We start from the raw sequence: 15445 nt of genomic DNA, 5'->3' as shown, positions 1-15445 counted from the left end.
CGCCCAGCCCTGTTGCCAACATATAATTTTTACGTAACCGGCTGGTTTGCCCTGTTAATTTGGGCACCGTAACCCCTGCCTGCCACCCCCAACACTGTTCCGACAACCCCGAAAAATTAGCTGTCGGTCTTGCGTACCCACGGAAGCGGCAGCACATCAACCCCTTCATCTTCCAGCATTTCGCGCTCTGATGCCGTCATATCTCCATAGATACTGCGTTCTGGCGCTTCTCCATGATGAATACGCAGGGCTTCATCCGCAAAATTGGAACCCACGTTTTCGCAGTTTTCTTCCACCGCGGCTCTGATCTGGCGCAAAGCGCTTATCAGATTATCTGGCACTACGGGTTCTAACTGTTGCAGTGCAGGTGGCGCTTCGGGTTGTTGTGGCATTTCTTCGGGTTTGGAAGGTTCCATTTGTTTCGGATGTGAGCGGCCCTTTACAATAGCGGGTGCCATAAGGGCCTGCTCTACCTTAGCCGTGCCACAAATGGCGCAGCTCAACAGGTTTTCCTGCTTCAGGCGTGCAAAAGCGGTGCTATCCCGATACCAGCCTTCAAACGTATGCCCATTTGCACAACAGAGCTGATAACAGATCATCCGCTTTTACCTCCTACCTTTCAGTTTTCACCCAAGCCCAGAGCTGCATCCAGCTTGCCTTGGCGCTCTAGTGACATCAGATCATCACATCCGCCCAAGCACCGATCTCCTACAAAAACCTGCGGTACAGTTGTGCTGCCACCAGAGCGGCGGATGGCATCTTCACGTGCCTGCGTGCCACGAGGGGCGTTAATTTCCTTGAACGGCACCTTTTTGCGTTCCAGCAATGTAACGGCCCGCATGCAAAAAGGGCATCCCGGCTGCGTGTAAATTTCGATTTCAGGCATAAACATTTTCCTTCTGTATTTTGGTAAGTCCGGTTTTTACACCGCACATCTATTCTGGAAGGTTTATATCAACTTCTGGCCGCGCAGGCACCAGCCCCGCCACTAAAAGACTGACATCCAGCACCCCGGCCTGCCTTAATGCCTGCACACAGGCCGTAGCTGTAGCGCCTGTTGTGAGCATATCATCCACCAACACAACAGAACGTCCGTGCAGTTTTTGCTGCCATTTGGGCCTAAATGTAATGGCGCTTTGCATTTCCTGCTGCCGTTCCTTGCGGGAAAATCCAGCTAATTTTGTTGTGGCGCGCGTACGCATAAGGGCATCAGGCAGCACCTGTAAATGCTTTACGCGTGCCACTTCAGCCGCCAGCAGTGCCGCCTGATTGTAACGACGCCGGAGCAGCCGCCACCTATGCACAGGCACGGGCACCAGCAACACATCTGGCCGCAGAATATCTTGCCCTATCTGCATCATACGTTGCGCCAGAAAACGAGCGTTTTCTGTTCTATCTGCATATTTTAGCTGTAAAATGAGATCTCTGGCGGCCGCCGTATAAACAAAAGCCGCCCGCGCATGTTGCCATGCAGGATGATGCTGCTCACACGCAGCGCACAACCCCGTATGCCCCAAACTTTCCTGCGAGGGCTGAGGCGCTGCACAAGCATCACAAAATGGGCGGCTAATTGATTGTAGGCGACCAAAGCAGGAAACGCAGGCTGCCCCCTGCTGCGCCACGTCTGCCCCACATAATATGCAACTTGGCGGATACAAAATATCCATCAAAACCGCGCCCAGTTTGTGTATTTTCACTTGCATTTCATGGGTTCACACAAAATTTCCCGGCCTCTATCCTTGGCAAACCGCAGGGAAGCACGCACATGTTCTAAAATGGATGTGCCCGTAATTTTTGATCGCAAAGCTGTAAGGCTGCACCGTGAACGTGCAGCCCGCACCCAGCACGCCACTGCCCCCATATTGGAAGCGGCAGCAGATATTCTGCTGGATCGGCTGGATGATGTGATGCGTTCATTTTCCAGCGCACTGGATATTGGGGGCCGGGGCATTATCTGCCAAGGGCTGAAACGCAGAAATATTCCAACCATTACCTGCGATCTTTCAGAAGCACAGGCACGTTGCGCATCCACCCCAAGCCTTTGCGCTGATGAAGAACGCCTCCCCTTTGCCCCCGGCAGTTTTGATCTGGTGATTGCCAGCCTTTCCCTCCATTGGGTGAATGATCTGCCGGGCTTATTCCACCAAATCCGCTCTATTCTGCGGCCTGATGGGCTCTTTTTGGCCAGTATTCCCATTTTACCTACGTTGCGACCTTTGCGGCAGGCGTTGGAAATGGCTGAACTGGCATTAAGCGATGGTGTTTCACCCCGCGTATCACCCTTACCCACGCAACAAAGCTGTGTCTCGTTACTTCAGCGTGCTGGGTTTGCGTTGCCAGTGGTGGATACAGAAACGCTGGAACTGCGTTACCGCTCCTTACGGGCATTGATGGCAGATTTACGCGCTGCGGGAGAAACCAATGCGCTTGCCCTACGCTCTCGCATCATTCCGCCACGCTTACTGCTTCCTGCCGCTGCGCATGAACTAGAGGATGAAAAAGCAGAAAGCTTCTGCATGCCATTGCATATGGCAATACTTGCTGCGTGGTCTCCCTCTGGCAATCAGCCGCAACCGCTTACACCGGGGCAATTTACACATTCGTTGCATGATGTGCTGCAACAGCAGCCCCATCCTTTAACCAAACCATAAGCAAACAGGTTTCTACCCGCCCGTAACGCTCATATGCCGTTGGGGGCCAGAAACATCAGCTTCCGATGCGCCAAGCAGGAAATCATGCCCTTTAGGTTTACGGGCGATAGCATCCTGAATAGCTTTTTCCAGTGCAGCATTATTGGCGCCAGCCCGCATCAGACTGCGCAAATCTGCGCCATCCTCCTGCCCCAAGCAGGTATAAAGCCGACCTGTGCAGGACAACCGCACTCGGTTGCATGTTGCACAAAAATTATGGCTCATCGGGGTAATCAACCCCAACCGTCTGCCGGTTTCTCCCACCCGCAAGTAACGGGCCGGGCCGCCGGTAACATCCGGAATGGGCGTAAGCGTCCAACGCTTGGATAAATCAGCTTTTACATCCAGCAATGGCAGATAGCGAGATGTGCGATCTTCCCCCGTGTCTCCCATTGGCATGGTTTCAATCAGGCACAAATCTGCGCCTATTTCCCCACACCATGCCAGCAGCGTATCAAATTCATCATCATTCACACCGGCCATAGCAACGGTGTTGATACGCAACGCCAGCCCGACATCTCGCGCTGCACGTATGCCTTCTAATGTAGCCGCCAGTTTGCCCCGGCGGGTTATTTGCGCAAACCGGGCTTCATCCAATGTATCCAAACTTACATTCACACGCCGCACACCTGCATCAAACAAGGTTTGCGCATACTGGGCCAAGTGGCTGCCATTGGTTGTAAGAGTGAGCTCTTCCAACTGGCCCCGATTATCTGAATGCTTGAGCCATGTGCCCAGTTCCTGAAAAAACGGGCCAATATCACGGCGCACCAAAGGCTCTCCGCCTGTTATACGCAGGCGGCGCACACCGTGCTGCACAAACACACGGCATAGGCGCAACAGTTCATCGTAATCCAGAACATCTGAGCGCGGCAGAAATGTCATGCGTTCGGCCATGCAGTATGTGCACCGCATGTCGCACCGGTCTGTTACCGATACACGCAGGTAAGAAATCCGCCGCCCGGCAGGGTCCGTTAAAGAGGACAACATTGGTTCTCTATATCAGAAACCAACCCCACATAAAACGACAGTTTGAAGGTTGGTCACGGAAAAACACATTGCTTAGATAGCAAAGCGGGCAGCCCTGAAAGAACTGCCCGCTTTACATAACAACCTATACTAAAAACCTAGTGGCCAGAACTGTTGCCTGAAAAATCAGGGCGCGGCAGAGCAGAAAGTTCAAGTTGCTTCACCACAGCTTCCTTCAGGCGCTCCAGACACGCTTCTGTCCGGCCTTCTGCACGCGCAACCAGAACAGCCTGCGTATTGGAAGCTCGCAGCAGCCACCAGCCATCTGGAGTGTTTACGCGCACACCATCAATTTCGGAAATATCCGCACCTTGCTTACGCAGGCGTGCAGCGACTTCCTCCATCACCTTGAACTTGCGATGGTCATCACACTCAAAACGCACTTCCGGGGTGGATGTGGTTTTGGGCAGAAATTCACGGAACACAGAAAGTGGTTCATCCATACGGGCAACAATATCCAGCACGCGCACACCGGCGTACAGGGCATCATCAAAGCCGTACCATTTATCTGCAAAGAAAATATGGCCAGACATTTCACCTGCCAGAGGTGAGCCCGTTTCCGCCATTTTGGATTTGATAAGCGAATGGCCGGTACGCCACATCAATGGCTTGCCACCAGCGCTTGCCACTTCATCAAACAGCACCTGGCTGGCCTTAACATCGGCAATAATGGTGGCCCCTGAATGAGCCTTCAGCACATCACGCGCCAGCAGAATAAGCAGTTGATCACCCCACAGAATTCCGCCTGTGTTGTCCACCACGCCAATGCGGTCTGCATCACCATCAAATGCGATACCCAGATCAGCCTTATTTGCGCGCACAGTGGCAATAAGCTGTTCCAGATTTTTAACAACCGTTGGATCAGGATGATGCACGGGAAAAGTGCCGTCAATTTTAGCGTTTAGCACAATGTGCTCGCCCGGCAGCTTTTTTACCAACATTTCCAGAACTTCACCGGCGGAGCTATTGCCGTTATCCCAGACAACTTTCAGCTTGCGCGGGCCGCCAACATAATCTTTTACAAGGCGCTCTACATATTCTTCACGAATATCTACATCGCGCACGGTGCCTTTTTCTTCTGGCACCACATCACCTTTGGCCGACAGATCACCCAGTTCCCGTATCTGGGCACCGAAGAATGGCTTGCCAGCCAAAGTTATTTTAAAGCCGTTGTGATCAGGCGGATTATGACTGCCTGTTACCATAACGGCGCCATCGGCCTTAAGAATAACAGACCCATAATACAACATGGGTGTGGGGCCTCGCCCCACACGCACCACATCCAGCCCGCATGCTACGGCACCGTGCACCAGCGCTTCTTCCAATAAAGGAGAAGACAGGCGACCATCATAGCCCACAACCAATGTTTTGCCGCCACTGCGGCGCACAACACTGCCAAAAGTGCGGCCAATGGCAAACGCATCATCGGTTGAAAGGGTTTTACCGACAATTCCGCGAATATCGTATTCACGCAGGCTGGTAGCTTCAAACCCATGTGTAAAAGACATTAGGCTCTATCTGTATATTTTTTCAAAAATGCCTTTACGCCATCAGCGAGATCCGGCCGTTCCAGAGCAAAGGCAACCTGAGCTTCAAGGAAGCCAAGCTTATTGCCGCAATCAAAGCGAGTGCCTTCATACCGCAGGCCGTGGAAAGGCACCTGCCCAATTGTTTTTGCCATGGCATCTGTCAACTGCACTTCACCGCCAGCGCCTTTTTCCAGCTTGGCAAGATACGGCATAACTTCTGGGGTCAGCACATAGCGGCCAATGATGGACAAGTTGGAAGGCGCGTCTTCTGGCTTTGGTTTTTCAACCAAACCTTTTACTTCCACAAGGTGGCCATCATCCTTGCCGGTATCCAGAATACCGTAACGGTTTGTTTGTTCACGCGGTACTTCTGTAACCGCTACAACGCTACCGCCTGTTTCATTATACGCATCGGCCAACTGCTTCAGGCAGCCTTTGCCGGGTGCGGCCTGCACAACATCATCTGGCAGCAGGATAGCAAACGGGTCATCCCCAATAAAGGAGCGTGCACACCAGATAGCATGCCCAAGGCCCAGAGGTTCCTGCTGACGCACGGCAATAAGAGAACCTGCCTCAATAGAGCTGGGCTCCAATGCTTTCAGGCAGTCAAGCTTATGGCGCTCTCTCAGCGTATCTTCCAGCTCATAAGCAATATCGAAGTAATCAATAAGAGAGTCCTTACCCCGGCCTGTAATCAGGCAGAACTCTTCAATCCCGGCTTCACGCGCTTCATCAATCGCATACTGGATCAGCGGCCTGTCAACAACAGGCAGCATTTCCTTTGGCATGGCCTTGGTTGCGGGCAGAAAGCGCGTTCCCAATCCCGCAACAGGCAGGACTGCTTTACGTAAAGGCTTGGGTTTGGACACGAATACAACACCTTAAAAAACGGGTTAAACCTCAACCACTAGAACCACCCTGCCCGCAGGAACCCCCTGCCAACAACACGGCTCTGAAGAATGCAGAAAAACCCACCCAACGCGCAAAAACGCGTGTGCGTGTTTTAGGCCACACTCTACATGGCTTTTATTTTACACATCTAAAACCATGCGCCTATTCTAAAAACCGGAAAAGAGAGGCGTGAATATGACAATTCATGCACAAAAATGCAGAATTATACTCTGGCAGAACAGCTATGCACCCAACAGACAGAAAACTCTGCTGTATTTTATTGCTCTGATTTAATTTTGTTTTTGAAGAAATGTGGTGCGGCCGAGAAGACTCGAACTTCCACGGGGTATTCCCCCACAAGCACCTCAAGCTTGCGCGTCTACCATTCCGCCACGGCCGCACGTGACAATCGGCACCAGAAGAGCGATACCGTTGGTGAACAGCCCTATAGCCGAAGCAGGAACGTGCGGCAATGACAAAAGAACAGATTTTATGGGAAATCAGTAAAAAACTGGTTCCATACCCTCAGGCACTCAGCCGCATGGAAAGCATGGCCCGCAGCATACGTGCGGGAGAAACCACAGAACGCGTGTGGTTGTTGGAACATCCACCGCTTTACACTTCAGGCACATCCGCCAAAGCAGAAGACCTTTTTAACCCTGCAAACTACCCCACGTATCACGCAGGCCGCGGCGGGCAATGGACATATCATGGCCCCGGGCAAAGGACTGCTTATGTGATGCTGGACCTACAACACCCCCACGGCCCCGTGCCGGGGAGAGACCTGCGGGCTTATGTGCATGCGCTGGAATCGTGGGTAATTGGCGCATTGGCTCATTTTGGCATTCATGGTGAAGTGCGCGAAGGCCGCGTGGGCGTATGGGTAACAGACCCCAAAACCGGGAATGAGGAAAAAATTGCCGCTATTGGGGTTCGTGTTTCTCGCTGGGTAAGCTGGCATGGCGTTGCCATTAACCTAGCCCCCAACATGGCGGATTTTGAGGGCATTGTGCCCTGCGGGATCAGAGAATTTGGCGTAACCAGCTTTCGCAAGCTAGGACTTTCCACCACCATGCAGGAGCTGGATCACGCGCTGGCCCAATCCTGGGCCAACACATTTGGCAGCGTATCTTCCGCCTTGCAGGAAGTGGCCGTTACACAGGGTCCAGACTGATGGAAATAACATGCCTGCGTTCATCCACAATCTGGATGGAGGAGAGCGCAAGCCTGTTTGCCACATCATGAAAAACCAGCGTGACCAACCCCTGTGAAGGATTATCCGTGCGTGTGAGCGAAAGCTGCAACACGCCGGGTTGTTTTTGCACGTTGGTAACAGTCACCTCACCAGACAACACCACAGGGTTTCCCATAAGCAACCCCAGCGGGTTATGGGCCAGACCAATACGGGTTTGAGAGCCCTGCTGGGCATCGGTAAACACAGCATGATGGCCAGAAGCCCGAAGCTCCATTTCATGCGGTGCCGTATAGTGCATGTATAACGATCCGGGCTTATAGGTAATTAACCCACCCCCACGGCTGCCATTGGCCCATGTTTGAAGAAACGGGGTGTTTTCCAGATCCACAGTACGGAAATAATTTTCCACGCGTGCAACATCGGCATTTTTTACGCCAGATGTACCCTGCATGGCCTGCCCCGCGCAGGCTGCCAACGCCAGAGGGGCCAGCAAGGCAAATGCGCGTCGGTTTAATTTTAAGCCTTTGCGCATTATGCCACCTTCTCGGATTCCTGCGGTGTACGCAAGGTAAGAGCCAGCGCATGCAAACCGCTGGAAAATTCCGGGGCTAAAGCTTCATGCACCATGCGGGAGCGATTCACGCGGTTCACGCCTTCAAAAGCGGCAGAAACCATAAGCACCCGAAAATGCGTTTCCGTGGCGCCTGCCTCTGGACCGCGGACCATGGCTTTATGATGTGCGTGGCGGTGGCTTTCATCCTCAATTTCCAACACAATGGGGTTGAATGTTTTTTCCAGAACATTACGAACCCGCTGCATACGCACACCTTCTGCCTTGGAAAGAGCCGAAGAATCTGAAAGACTGGTCATATCCCTGTTTACCTCTTGCTACAGATGCTTTTGCACCGCACATAACGCTAAATGATTAAACGTAGGAACACCCGCCCCCGCGCGTTCGATCCTGATCCTGATGCACCAGCACGTTGCTGTGACATGCCGAGCTGCCAGGAACAGGCTGGTTACCGTGCCCCTCGCTCGCGCGATGCGCTGAACCAGTATTACTGGTTCTGCCTCAACCATGTTCGGGAATATAATGCGCGGTGGGATTATTATAAAGGCATGAGCCCTGGCCAGATTGAAGCGCATCTGCGCGCAGATATCGGGTGGGATCGGCCAACATGGGCTTTTGGCCAAAGCGCCAAAGGTGCAAAGCGCGCCACACCCAATGAAGAGGATATTCTAGACCCGCTGGATATTCTGGGCCAGAACCGCCGCTCCCGTGCGGAGCGCGCACGTGCGCAGGCTTATCAGGAGCGCACATCCGCCCCTGCTGCATTGCGGGAACCTTTGGCAATTCTGGGGCTTTCTTGGCCTGTCAGTATGGAAGAAGCCAAAAGCCATTACCGGGCATTGGCGCGCAAACACCATCCGGACACCAATAACGGAGACCGGAATGCCGAAGAACGGCTTAAAAAAATCAATGTTGCCTTCACGATTGTGAAGACCCATCTCTTAACCGAAAGCCTCGAAAAAGCGCTGTAATGATGTATGCTGCATTTTAAGGCATCATATATTTTCGGTTGCTTTGCCTTTTTTCTTTCCTGTCAGACAAAGAGCGCAGACATATAGCCATGACGGATATTTCCAGCCAGTCCAACGCTTCCGAACTCCCGCCCATTTCAGCCATTTCCGTACCAGATATGGAAGTAAGTGTGCGTGATGTGTTCGGCCTTGATTCTGACATGAAGGTGCCTGCCTTTTCCATTCGCACAGAACATGTGCCAGAAGTGGATAAAGCTTATCTGTTCGACCACGATACCACGCTGGCCATTCTGGCAGGCTTTGCCTTCAACCGCCGCGTGATGGTGCAGGGCTTCCATGGCACCGGCAAATCCTCCCACATTGAACAGATTGCCGCACGCCTGAACTGGCCGTGCATTCGCATCAATCTGGACAGCCACATTTCGCGCATTGATCTGATTGGCAAGGACGCCATTGTGGTGAAGGACGGCCAGCAGATTACCGAATTTCAGGAAGGTCTGCTGCCGTGGTGCCTTCAGCGCCCCTGCGCACTGGTGTTTGATGAATACGATGCAGGCCGCGCTGATGTGATGTTTGTGATCCAGCGCGTGCTGGAAGTAGAAGGCAAACTGACCCTTCTAGACCAAAACCGCGTGATCTCCCCCAACCCGTTCTTCCGCCTGTTTGCCACGGCCAACACCGTTGGGCTGGGTGATACAACCGGGCTGTATCACGGCACGCAGCAGATCAACCAAGCCCAGATGGATAGGTGGAATATTGTCACCTCCCTAAACTATCTGCCGCACCAGCAGGAAGTGGGCATTGTATGCGCGCGTCTGGGCATTGCAGAAGATGACAAAGCCACACGTGATAAAATTGATAACATGGTGGCGCTAGCAGCCCTTACCCGCTCCGGCTTTATGGCGGGAGACCTCTCCACCGTTATGTCTCCACGTGGGGTTATTGCCTGGGCGGAAAATGACCGCATCTTCAAAGATGTGGCCTTTGCCTTCCGAGTCACCTTCCTGAACAAGTGTGATGAAGCCGAACGCGGCATGGTAGCGGAGTATTATCAGCGCTGCTTCAATGCCAGCCCGCTGCCCGGCCGCACTGCCTGAATCGGATTTCTTCATGGCTGATCGCACCAAAGGCCCGTCTGCTCCCAACACACCGTCTCTCTCCCGGGAGCAGGCGGAAAAACGGGCGGATACTTTCAAACAGGCCACATCTGCCGCTTTACGCGCCATAGGCGGACAAAAAGAGGCAGATGTTTCCTTCCACAGTGGCAACATGCCGCTGGCCCCGATCAGCCTTGGGGAAAAGGTGCGGCTCCAATCTCCCTCTCTCAATCTGAGTGAGGAAGAAAGGCAGCGCATTCGTGGCGCAGCAGATGCACAGGCGCTGCGCCTGAAACACCATGACTTTGCCCTGCACGCTGCCCACCAACCTGCCGAAACGCAGGCGCGTGATGTGTATGATGCGCTGGAACAAGCTAGAATCGAATCTGTAGGCGCGCGCCACATGAAAGGCGTGGCGGCCAACCTGCGGCATCGGCTTGAACAAGATATACGTGCATCCGGGCTAGATCGGATGACAGAGGCCTCTCAGCTTTCCCCTGTGGTTGGGCTGGAACTGCTGGCGCGTGAAAAACTGACAGGCCAACCAGTTCCTGAACCTGCGCAGGCCATTTTAGAAAAATGGAAGCAGACGCTGCCACCCAACGCGTTAAGCGCCTTGGATGAAATGGCAAAGCACCAGACGGATCAGGCCGCATATGCACGCGCCAGCCGTCAACTTATGGCTGCCTGCGCCCTGACAGAAGATGACACGGCATCTGAAGACATGGATGCCAACAACGATTCTTCCCAAGCTGCCGATTCGCAAGATGATTCAAACCCACCACCTCCAGATCAGGAAGAAAATACATCTCCTCAACAGGAGGAGCAGGAAGAGGAAATCTCTCAACCTCAACTGATGGCAGGCAGCAGCGAATCTTCTTCAGAATTTGCAGAAGAAGAACGTGATGCCAGCATGGGGGAAGGTACGGGGGAAGCCGCAGGCCCCGGCCGCCAGCCGGAAAATGAACCCGGCCTGACAGCCAGAGGCTACCACCCCTACACCACCCAGTTTGATGAAGAAATTCGCGCAGAAGAACTGTGTGATCCAGAAGAACTCTCTCGCCTGCGGCACCAGCTTGATCTGCAATTAGCCACCCTGCATGGTGTGGTATCTCGGCTTGCCAACCGCCTCCAGCGCCGTTTGATGGCGCAGCAAACCCGCTCTTGGTCTTTCGATCTGGAAGAAGGCATTTTGGATGCAGGCCGCCTGTCCCGCATTGTGGTCAACCCCATGCTCTCCCTATCCTATAAGCAGGAAAAGGATACGGAATTCCGCGATACGGTTGTAACCCTGCTGATTGATAATTCCGGCTCCATGCGCGGACGGCCTATTTCTGTTGCCGCATCGTGCGGGGATATTCTGGCCCGCACGCTGGAACGCTGCGGCGTAAAAGTGGAAATTCTGGGCTTTACCACTCGCGCATGGAAAGGTGGCCAAAGCCGGGAACTCTGGTTGCAAAACGGCAAGCCGCCTGAACCGGGCCGCCTGAATGATTTGCGCCACATTATCTATAAATCAGCAGATATGCCGTGGCGGCGTGCGCGCACCAATCTGGGCCTGATGCTGCGTGAAGGCCTGCTAAAAGAAAACATAGATGGTGAAGCCCTGCTTTGGGCATGGAATCGCATTAAAAACCGGCAGGAAGCCCGTAAGATTTTGATGGTGATTTCAGATGGCGCACCTGTGGATGACAGCACACTTTCCGTCAATCCGGCGTCCTATTTGGAAGACCACCTGCGCGCTGTTATCGATATGATCGAAAACCGTAGCCCGGTGGAACTCACTGCCATTGGTATTGGGCACGATGTTACCCGCTATTACCAAAAAGCCGTTACCATTACAGATGCGGAGGAACTGGGGGGAACTATGCTCCAGTCCCTTTCCGCTCTGTTTGAAGAAAAACGCCGGCCGCGCAAACGCGCACGTTAAGGAAGAACGCGCCGCCTGCCCGGCTTTGGTTTAGGCCAGCGGGCGGCCCAAACGGGCTTGCGCCAGATCTACCAAGCCAGCCAGCATGATATCTGCATCTTCCTTGGTAGTGCGGTGGTTTACAATAGCCGCACGAATAGCCAACTTGCCGTAAATGCGCGTGGTAGATGGCGCGGCAATGCCACTTTCCTGAAGATCCTTCACCAGTTCCGCATTAAGCGTATCCAGATCATCCACATCAGGCACATCCACCCGAAAACACACAATATTCAGTGTTACCGGAGCCAGCAGCGTAAGGCCGGGCGTATCCGCCACGCGGGATGCCAGATACTGCGCCACCGTGCAGGATTGCGCCACCACATTGCCCAGCCCTTGGGTGCCAAACCCCGCCAGCGTGAACCATACCTTAAGCGCACGAAAGCCGCGTGAAAGATCTGGCCCCAAATCACAAAACCACGGGGCATCCGCCGCCAACCCACGATCCTCGCGCGAGAGATAGGCTAAGGACTGTGCAAAGGTTGCCGCTTGCCGCCCCTGTTCACGCACCAACACGCAGCCTGCATCGTAAGGTACCTGCGCCCATTTATGAAAATCGAAGGCAAGGCTATCGGCTCGCTCCAGCCCCTTGAGTAATGGCGCATAGTCTGGCGCCAACTGCGCCAACGCCCCAAATGCGCCATCTACATGAAACCAGAGCTTTTCGGCCTTTGCGTAATCTGCCAGATCGTCCAGCGGGTCCACACTCCCAGTATCTACAGTACCTGCCGTGCCGACAACCAGAAAAGGCTCGTATCCATCTGCCCTATCCTGCGCCACCATGCGGCGTAGCGCCTGCATATCCATACGAAATGCGGCATCTACTGGCACGCGACGCAGGGCCTTCATGCCCAATCCGGCCATATCAAATGCCCGGGCTACACAGCCATGTGCCGTTTGTGCGGCATATCCTACCAGCTTACGGCCTGCCACGCCTTGCTCGCGCAAATCCGTACCATCTGGCACTGCGCGGCTGGCCGTAAGAATGGCAATAAAATTGGCCATGGAAGAACCGGTTACCAACACACCGCTGGTAGTATCCGGAAAGCCGAACATTTCCGCTGCCCAGCGGATAACCATGCGTTCCACTTCTACTGGTGCATGGTTGCGCCCACCCAGATTGGCATTTAGGCCCGCAGCCAACATTTCTGCCAGCATGCCCTGCGCCGTGCCGCCGCCATGCACCCACCCCATAAAACGTGGGTGCCGATTACCGACAGCATAAGGCTGAACTGTATTGGCAAACTGCTCATACAGCCCTTCAAGCGCCTGTGCGCTTTGGGATAAAGAAGCCTGCTTAAAATTCTGCCGCAATGTATCTGGCATAGGCTGCCACACGGGGCCTTTTGCCACGTTTTTTATGGACTCAAGCATGTCGTCCAACATGCGGTGGCCTAGTGTGCGCAATTCTTCCCAGTTTTCTGGATCTAACCCGGCCACTTCTGTTTTCTCCAATATCCGTATTCAGGATGCGTGACGTATCTCTGGCTTTTGCTCATGCTGCTCTGCCTGCTGTGTCATACGGGCAAAACGGCGGGCCAGAACAGCGCACACAAAAAGCTGGATCTGGTGATACATCATAAGTGGGAGAACAATCATCCCCACCGATGCAGGCGGGAACAGTACGTTGGCCATAGGCACCCCGGATGCCAGCGTTTTTTTGGAGCCACAGAACACCACTGCAATTTCATCTTTAAGTGGCAGGCCAAAAGCACGACCGGCAAAAATGGTAATACCCAGCACAACAAACAGCAACACAGCATCCACCAGCGCAATCACGCCCATTTCTGTTACAGGTAGCTTGTGCCACAGCCCTTGCATAACGGCATCACTGAACGCTGCATACACCACCACCAGCACAGAGCCTCGGTCTGAAAAAGACAGAAGTTTTTTATTGCGGTGCGCCCACGGGCCAAGCCACGGTTGCAACACCTGCCCCAAAATAAACGGCAGCAAAAGCTGGTAAACAATATCCAGCGGGTTACCGGCCGCGCCCCCATGCTTGCTCAGAATCAGCCCCACCAAAACGGGCGTAATAAAAATACCCAGAACATTGGAGGCCGTGGCCGCACACACCGCCGCAGGCACATTGCCCCCGCCAATGGATGTAAAGGCAATGGAAGACTGTACCGTAGAAGGCAGGCAGCACAAAAACAGCACGCCCATCCAGATTTCAGGCTGCATCAGGTTGGGCAGCAGCGCATGGCCCAATAGCCCCAGCAAAGGGAACAACACAAAGGTGCAGCACAAAATAAGCAGGTGCAGCTTCCACGCAACCAAGCCATCCACCACAGCTTTGCGAGAAAGCCTTGCTCCTTGCAAAAAAAACATTAGGGCAATCAGGCTAATGGAAAGCCACCTAAAAACCGGTACAGCTACCCCATGACAGGGAAAGAACGTTGCCAGCAGCACAGCACTGACCAACCCCATTAAAAAAGGGTCCATTTTCAAAAACCGCACGCGCCTGCCCTTTCGTTTTTCTTTCTGGCTTCTTTCTGGTTGCCTGCCTGTTTTACTTACGGCACCCTTTGGTTGAAATGAAGCAGTATACTTTCCTGTCCCTCTCCGTTCTCGGTGCTGTGAGCATTTATGCCACAGTTACTGCGGCTCCGGCTTTTGCGGCCCCTCCTTCTGGCTGCGCGGTGGTTTCTCGCGCTTCTGGGCAGGAAACGGCGCAAGGCGTTACCTACCAGAATCTGGTGTTACGCACGCCAGACGGTGGCACAACCTTTAAGGCTGTCCACTTAACCCTGCATGGTTCTGGCGAAACGCCCGAAGCCACGCATGATCTGGCAGATGCGGCCTCTCTGCTCCTGATGTCCGCCATGACGGGGCATCACAATGCCGCGTGCACAGATTGGCTGAACACACAGGGCAAACGCGTGTTGGCAGGCCTGCAGGCCGGTAAAAGCTATGATCTAACATGGCAAAACGCCACGCTGGCGCACGGGGCTGCACAGGTAACTGTTAATACCGCGCGCTATCAGATGCAGGGCGGCAGTGCGACGGCTTCGGCATCATTGGGGATGGATGGAGTAAGCTTCCATAACGTTGCCAATCAGGATTTGCTGCCCACAGCAGCCCATGCCACGTTCTCGCTTCCTGCTGCGGAAGTGCCCGCCCTTATGAGCGCCATTGGTGGCCGCAGTGCCAGCGCTCCGGCTGTGCATGCCACCATTTCCAGCTTTGATGCCACGCAGGGTGAGGCTTCTTTGCACGGCAATGGTGTGGCAACGCTGACAGGCAATGTGAACAACACATCAGCCTCTGGGCATCTGGAAATTACCAATCTGGAAACACTTATTGATAAGGCCCGCACCGCCAAACAGATGAAGCTGGCCGCAGGCATGGTTGTGGCCCGTTTGGTCAGCCACAAACATGGTGAACAGAATACGTGGGATACAAAATGGGAAAGCGGCGTACTCACCGTAAATGGCTTCCCCATTCCGCTTAAATAAACAAAGCGCCGGAGGGGATGCTTTTAAACCCCTCCGGCTCTCTAGGTC

Annotated in this window: 16 protein-coding genes and 1 tRNA gene; 6 read left to right on the top strand and 11 right to left on the bottom strand. The window is 53.8% G+C overall.

Going from position 1 to position 15445, the window contains the following annotated elements; translation table 11 throughout:
* Positions 1-116: 116 nt before the first annotated feature.
* From FKW31_RS01005 to FKW31_RS00995, 3 genes are read right to left on the bottom strand one after another with little or no spacing between them, the layout of a single operon-like run.
* Positions 117-599, bottom strand: coding sequence for a DUF1178 family protein (locus FKW31_RS01005; RefSeq protein WP_150177204.1), 483 nt, complete (start codon positions 597-599; stop codon positions 117-119).
* A gap of 20 nt (positions 600-619) precedes the next feature.
* Complete coding sequence (gene grxC / locus FKW31_RS01000) at positions 620-886, bottom strand: glutaredoxin 3 (protein ID WP_035351735.1); 267 nt, start codon at positions 884-886, stop codon at positions 620-622.
* Positions 887-935: 49 nt separating this feature from the next.
* Entirely contained in the window at positions 936-1703 is a 768-nt protein-coding gene (locus FKW31_RS00995) for a ComF family protein (RefSeq protein ID WP_150177202.1), read from the bottom strand.
* Positions 1704-1775: 72 nt separating this feature from the next.
* Here FKW31_RS00995 and FKW31_RS00990 point away from each other — a divergent pair, with 72 nt between their 5' ends.
* Positions 1776-2651: a methyltransferase domain-containing protein gene (locus FKW31_RS00990; protein ID WP_150177372.1), complete on the top strand. Its 876-nt coding sequence runs from the start codon at positions 1776-1778 to the stop codon at positions 2649-2651.
* A 12-nt stretch (positions 2652-2663) separates the two neighbouring features.
* On the opposite strand, the gene moaA is transcribed toward FKW31_RS00990, so the two are convergent.
* The 4 genes from moaA to FKW31_RS00970 all read right to left on the bottom strand — a co-directional run bounded on the left by moaA (position 2664) and on the right by FKW31_RS00970 (position 6539).
* Entirely contained in the window at positions 2664-3680 is a 1017-nt protein-coding gene (moaA, locus tag FKW31_RS00985; protein ID WP_150177200.1) for a GTP 3',8-cyclase MoaA, read from the bottom strand.
* A 137-nt stretch (positions 3681-3817) separates the two neighbouring features.
* A complete protein-coding gene (pgmG, locus tag FKW31_RS00980) occupies positions 3818-5227 on the bottom strand; it encodes a phosphoglucomutase/phosphomannomutase PgmG (protein ID WP_150177198.1) in 1410 nt (469 codons plus the stop codon).
* Positions 5227-6117, bottom strand: coding sequence for a UTP--glucose-1-phosphate uridylyltransferase GalU (gene galU, locus FKW31_RS00975; protein WP_006115192.1), 891 nt, complete (start codon positions 6115-6117; stop codon positions 5227-5229). Before galU ends, pgmG begins: the two co-directional genes overlap by 1 nt.
* Positions 6118-6452: 335 nt before the next feature.
* Positions 6453-6539, bottom strand: a tRNA-Leu gene (locus FKW31_RS00970).
* A 72-nt stretch (positions 6540-6611) separates the two neighbouring features.
* On the opposite strand from FKW31_RS00970, the gene lipB reads away from it, so the two are divergent.
* A complete protein-coding gene (lipB, locus tag FKW31_RS00965; protein ID WP_150177196.1) occupies positions 6612-7313 on the top strand; it encodes a lipoyl(octanoyl) transferase LipB in 702 nt (233 codons plus the stop codon).
* Here lipB and FKW31_RS00960 read toward each other — a convergent pair.
* Positions 7294-7866 carry an outer-membrane lipoprotein carrier protein LolA gene (locus FKW31_RS00960; protein WP_063353946.1) on the bottom strand — a complete coding sequence of 191 codons (573 nt, stop codon included), beginning with the start codon at positions 7864-7866 and terminating at the stop codon, positions 7294-7296. The genes lipB and FKW31_RS00960 overlap by 20 nt on opposite strands.
* On the bottom strand, positions 7866-8204 hold the full coding sequence (locus tag FKW31_RS00955; protein WP_006115189.1) for a BolA family transcriptional regulator: 339 nt from the start codon (positions 8202-8204) through the stop codon (positions 7866-7868). The genes FKW31_RS00960 and FKW31_RS00955 overlap by 1 nt, the downstream gene beginning before the upstream one ends.
* Positions 8205-8255: 51 nt before the next feature.
* Between FKW31_RS00955 and FKW31_RS00950 the strand changes: the two genes are divergently transcribed.
* The 3 genes from FKW31_RS00950 to cobT all read left to right on the top strand — a co-directional run bounded on the left by FKW31_RS00950 (position 8256) and on the right by cobT (position 11903).
* Positions 8256-8876, top strand: coding sequence for a J domain-containing protein (locus tag FKW31_RS00950; protein WP_006115188.1), 621 nt, complete (start codon positions 8256-8258; stop codon positions 8874-8876).
* A gap of 89 nt (positions 8877-8965) precedes the next feature.
* On the top strand, positions 8966-9973 hold the full coding sequence (cobS, locus tag FKW31_RS00945) for a cobaltochelatase subunit CobS (RefSeq protein ID WP_063353944.1): 1008 nt from the start codon (positions 8966-8968) through the stop codon (positions 9971-9973).
* 13 nt (positions 9974-9986) lie between these two features.
* Complete coding sequence (gene cobT, locus FKW31_RS00940; RefSeq protein WP_150177194.1) at positions 9987-11903, top strand: cobaltochelatase subunit CobT; 1917 nt, start codon at positions 9987-9989, stop codon at positions 11901-11903.
* A gap of 30 nt (positions 11904-11933) precedes the next feature.
* Here cobT and FKW31_RS00935 read toward each other — a convergent pair whose 3' ends face one another.
* Entirely contained in the window at positions 11934-13379 is a 1446-nt protein-coding gene (locus tag FKW31_RS00935; RefSeq protein WP_150177370.1) for a pyridoxal-dependent decarboxylase, read from the bottom strand.
* Between the two features lie 24 nt (positions 13380-13403).
* The gene (locus FKW31_RS00930; protein ID WP_006115184.1) at positions 13404-14399 is read right to left on the bottom strand and encodes a bile acid:sodium symporter family protein; all 996 of its coding nucleotides are present in this window, start codon (positions 14397-14399) and stop codon (positions 13404-13406) included.
* 47 nt (positions 14400-14446) lie between these two features.
* Between FKW31_RS00930 and FKW31_RS00925 the strand changes: the two genes are divergently transcribed.
* Positions 14447-15397 (top strand): DUF945 family protein, encoded by a 951-nt coding sequence (locus FKW31_RS00925; RefSeq protein ID WP_150177192.1) that lies wholly within the window; start codon positions 14447-14449, stop codon positions 15395-15397.
* Positions 15398-15445: the final 48 nt, after the last annotated feature.

Source organism: Acetobacter sp. DmW_136 (assembly GCF_008690365.1).
In the GTDB taxonomy this organism is placed as follows: Bacteria; Pseudomonadota; Alphaproteobacteria; order Acetobacterales; family Acetobacteraceae; genus Acetobacter; species Acetobacter oryzifermentans.
The sequence above is the reverse complement of the archived record's forward strand: the minus strand, read 5'-3'. Positions and strand labels throughout refer to the sequence as shown.